This is a genomic window from Chitinophaga sp. S165 (assembly GCF_003182155.1).
GTDB lineage: Bacteria > Bacteroidota > Bacteroidia > Chitinophagales > Chitinophagaceae > Chitinophaga.
On record NZ_QGTG01000022.1, the window covers coordinates 1 to 4,285 of the forward strand.

The window sequence follows — 4,285 nt, forward strand, 5'->3', positions numbered from 1 at the left end:
TCCTGAACTTCTTTGATAATCGGGCCACCAATGCTGCTGCCGAATCCTTCAATGCAAAGATTAAAGCCTTTAGAAATGCCTTACGAGGAGTGAGAGATGTCGAATTTTTCCTTTACAGACTTGCTAAAATCTATGCTTAAGATCAGAATCCCCCAAGTTTTCAACTTGATCCGAAAGTTCGATAAGGAGCAATAATTCAAGTTATTATACAATGATTCAACTGTAGTTTAGGACCTAAACACAACCCTTGAGTATTAATATTGAATATGTTTCATGTCATCTTTCAAGTTTGCCAGTTTGTCTGTGACTCACAAATTGAGATGCCTGTATGGCCAAATAATGTTGTAGCTCGAATTCCTTTTTCTCCAGCCAGTCACAAATAAACCCATCCGAGGCACCAAAATCCTTTACACTTTCAGACAGCAAGACCTTCACCGTATATCCATTGTATAAGGAGCAGAAACCGTATAAAACATCTCCATGAGGGATTAGCAATATAATATGACCATATTTTGGCCAGCGGATACCTAAATCATCATTAGGAACGGGTATTCCACCTTCAATAAAGGAAGCAAACTTGTTGGCTCCCCCATTTGCGATCCATTCTCTAACGGGGTCAAAGCAAACTTGCAACATAAATTCTTTACCTTTTTTTTGGGCTAAGTAGTTAAAACAGTATTTCGCAAATATTCGAAAATATTCTTCCCGCCAGTTTAAAGTCTGATGAGATCTAACCTTGTGATCTTTCTCTTGGCTATCAAGTTGGCCATTTCGGAGGGCGTCAGCAAGAGCAACAAAGGGTAACGATGAAGCTTCCAAGGAATTGCCTGAGTGTTTAAAGAAAAATGTATCGTAACGACTATCTACGCCCTTTTGATGTCCCAGATAGATCTTGCTAATAGGAAGCCTATCATCTAAAATGGTTTTAATATGCAAATCGGAAGGACACTCGATAGCAGATGCGAAAGCATCAATTACCGCATTGACATCCACACCGTCATAATTTCGTGTATTAAATGAGCATGTTTGCCGCTGGCTATCATAACTAAGCGCTGTGAGGGATCGGGGCTTCCCCTTTTGAATATACCCAACAGTCATATCTTCATTATCATCGAGGTTTTCGATAAGATGGATATCACTCTTGGATTCGTATCTCTCGGCCATCTTTCCTCTACTTCCAGGACCTATTATCTGCCGTGTAGCATTTAGTATGGAATTCTTCAGCAGCCACCTTTCATATTTAGATATATCATTGTTAAACTCCTGGCTAACCATATCCACAGGTAATTTCTTTATGCCGCCCAATCCTGCCGAAATTATATGTTCACCAGCTCCATAAGTCAGATCAGTTCTTTTCGTATAATAGATACACATAGCAATTGCCTATTAAAAATTATAAATACTTTGGAGTTTAAATTGAACTAAGTTCCTTTTTTCTCTTTTTCATGTATCAGCGTTTTATTTCACTGAAATACTTTTATAACACTCTAGATATCCTAAATGTATTTGGTATTTGAACTTGCCATTAGATAGAATGCAAGACTACATTTTTCTTGCCTTTACTTTTGTGAGAATGCCATTTAATGTTCTTTCTTTTCAACTCAGATTGCATTATACGCCAATGATTTCGAAGTTGCCTTTTAATAGCTGGTGAATCCATTCCCTCCATTTGTTTATCAGTCGCATTTTGATAAAAATCTTTTGCTGCGTTATATGCATAGCTGAGAAAATTTCTTTTCCCTAGATGTGTGTATCGCTCATAAATTTGATTAAGGTAAATTTGACTACCATCCGATTTAGGGCCGTAAGACATAATCACAGTACGTTGTAGACGATAATTTAGCTTCCAATAATATCTTGATAAGCTACTTGACCTTATCAAAATGTCCTTCCCATTATATTCAAATCCCAAATATTGTAAGGGTTTGTAAAATCTCATTTCGTTAAGAGATGTGGTTTGAGCAGGTGATTCTTTAATAGTCTCTTTATTCTTCTCTCCAAATTTCTTGATAATTTTTCGAGGGCGCATAAATCCCCTGATTTTTCCTTGGCTATTTTTACGAAAATCAATTAGATCAACCTTTGCAGGTTGAATGGTAAGAAAATACTCTTCCGAAATCTTTTTGATAACAAAGTTCATAAGGTTATGGGCTTTCTCTGTCTCACAAATCAATAATATATCATCACAATAACGCCGGTAAACGAAGCCTTCTGAAATGCTCTTTTGTTTTAGATCTGCATCAAAATCAATTAGGAAAATATTGGATAGTAGAGCGCTTATTGGTGAACCTTGTGGAATTCCACACAAGCGATTCGTATTACTATTGAGTTTATTGTTAGTAACAATAAGTTGATCTTTTTTTAGACATCTAAATTTATCAGTAAGTCTAATTCCAGGAACAATATCCATCAAAGTAGATAAAGACTCTTCGTTCCGCTTCTTAGGGCCTTTATACTTTTTAAGAAGGCTTTCTGGCTTAATATAACTATACTTAGTCAAAATTTCATATAACCTCATTTGGTCCTCAGGAAGCCGTCCACCAATAACCTTCCTCCATTTATCTAATAATATAGAATGATCTATATTATCAAAATATCCCTTAATATCCAATGCAATTGCTGAACATTCATTTCTACATTTAACTTCACTAAAGACCTCCTTTGCAAACTGAATATTACATTTTCCTAAGTCAGACCGATATGCGAGTACAGTATCATCAAATCTATGATCTTTTATATAGGCCTCATATACCCTCGTAAGTGCATAAGAGTAATAACCGAAAATTAAACTGTCTCTATGAGCAGCAAAGCATATAGGTCGCTTTTTTGTCTCTAAATCATAATGACCTTCTTCAAATTGATAACGATATCGAGGTGTTTTTGTAATTATCTTTAAAAAAGGAAAGAAGGAATAATATTGCTGATATTGAGGATTCTGTGGATTCGGAACAAGAAGCCCACATCTAATGATATCTTTAATTTCTTGATGTTTATCAGGAAACCAGATACGTGGGTCGAAATGTATGTATCCCTTTTTATGATATACCTTTTTGCCGTCTTTGCGTTCCTCATAGTTTCGTGCTTCTTGCTGAACCCAAGCATTCCATAACGTTTCAGAATACATATTTTTATTGTTTAATGGGACATTAGCCGGTAGACTCTCCAGTGTGTATGACCACCGGCTAATGTGTAAATAATTTACCAGGCTCAGACCACTTACATCTGCATGAGGTTATATCTCAAATTGCCTGTCCTCCCATGGCAGTTACATACGCAACTGCACTACCCACTATATTTACGCTTTGGTAATACGTGGCCCTGTTCTCCCGTCTATCAGTTAAGCACTGGCTTAGAGCTGGTTTACGTCGGGGTTCCTACAAACACTTTCGTGCCCTCGGGTATTCTCCTTAACAAGCTAGATAAACTATCAAGGAGTAAGTTAATTTAACAAGTATAACATGAACACAGTCAAGTTCATCATCTACCTTTCACAGATTCTCTGTACCTTCGCACAGACTCTGTGTCAGGCTCCTACCTGGGTCACCATTGCGGTGATGTTCCTGGTGGCGATGCGCTCAACCAACGTAAACATTATTTCATTGGCCTACGCCGCTGCGCTCGCTTAGCACCAAATTTTGTGCCAAACACTACTAATGTTAGTAGGATTAATTCATTGAAGTTCTAATTACATGTATAAGCTAGTTCATGTTGAAGTAAATATTTCATATTTACTTTGTACCAATTTTAGTAGTATGTGGGAGAATTGCAACGTGTGATTAGAGACTCTCTGAAGGACATTAATTGGATAGCCAATGGAGCTCTGGCGTAAAATTGAACAAGACCATAGAATTTTGAAAAAAATATTGAATAAAATCTTATAGCATTGTAAGTGGGCGTTTACTATTATCAGTACACAAGCATTCGTAAGAATAGTTACTCGCCAAATCATAAGTTTGTTACAATGACAATTTATTAATAATCAGTATTAACCGGTTCGTAAACATTCCGCTACTGGGCACAAAAGCGGAAAGGTCGGAGAAGTCTCCGACCTTTTGCTTTTTATAGTCGTCTGAGCCCGCTCTGGGCCTGCTTGAGGATCAAGACCAAAACTTGGGATCAAGTTGAAAACTTGGGGGATTCTGATCTTAAGCATAGATTTTAGCAAGTCTGTAAAGGAAAAATTCGACATCTCTCACTCCTCGTAAGGCATTTCTAAAGGCTTTAATCTTTGCATTGAAGGATTCGGCAGCAGCATTGGTGGCCCGATTATCAAAGAAGTTCAGGA

4 protein-coding genes are annotated in these 4,285 nt (G+C 37.2%); 1 reads left to right on the forward strand and 3 read right to left on the reverse strand.

Annotation, left to right across the window (positions count from 1 at the left end):
• The coding region (locus C7475_RS32585) for a transposase (protein WP_146217729.1) at window positions 1–140 on the forward strand (140 nt) is incomplete at its 5' end.
• A gap of 136 nt (window positions 141–276) precedes the next feature.
• On the opposite strand, the gene C7475_RS32590 is transcribed toward C7475_RS32585, so the two are convergent.
• The 3 genes from C7475_RS32590 to C7475_RS33465 all read right to left on the reverse strand — a co-directional run.
• Window positions 277–1,374, reverse strand: coding sequence for a hypothetical protein (locus C7475_RS32590; protein WP_110057630.1), 1,098 nt, complete (start codon window positions 1,372–1,374; stop codon window positions 277–279).
• Window positions 1,375–1,525: 151 nt separating this feature from the next.
• Complete coding sequence (locus C7475_RS32595; protein ID WP_110057631.1) at window positions 1,526–3,124, reverse strand: reverse transcriptase/maturase family protein; 1,599 nt, start codon at window positions 3,122–3,124, stop codon at window positions 1,526–1,528.
• 1,021 nt (window positions 3,125–4,145) lie between these two features.
• A partial coding sequence (locus C7475_RS33465) for a transposase (RefSeq protein ID WP_146217729.1) occupies window positions 4,146–4,285 on the reverse strand: 140 nt, incomplete at its 5' end.

What these genes read in the sequence shown, in the direction of transcription:
- C7475_RS32595 (WP_110057631.1), bottom strand. Translation starts at nt 3,124, where the DNA reads ATGTATTCTGAAACGTTATGGAATGCTTGGGTTCAGCAAGAAGCACGA.
- C7475_RS32590 (WP_110057630.1), bottom strand. Translation starts at nt 1,374, where the DNA reads ATGTGTATCTATTATACGAAAAGAACTGATCTGACTTATGGAGCTGGT.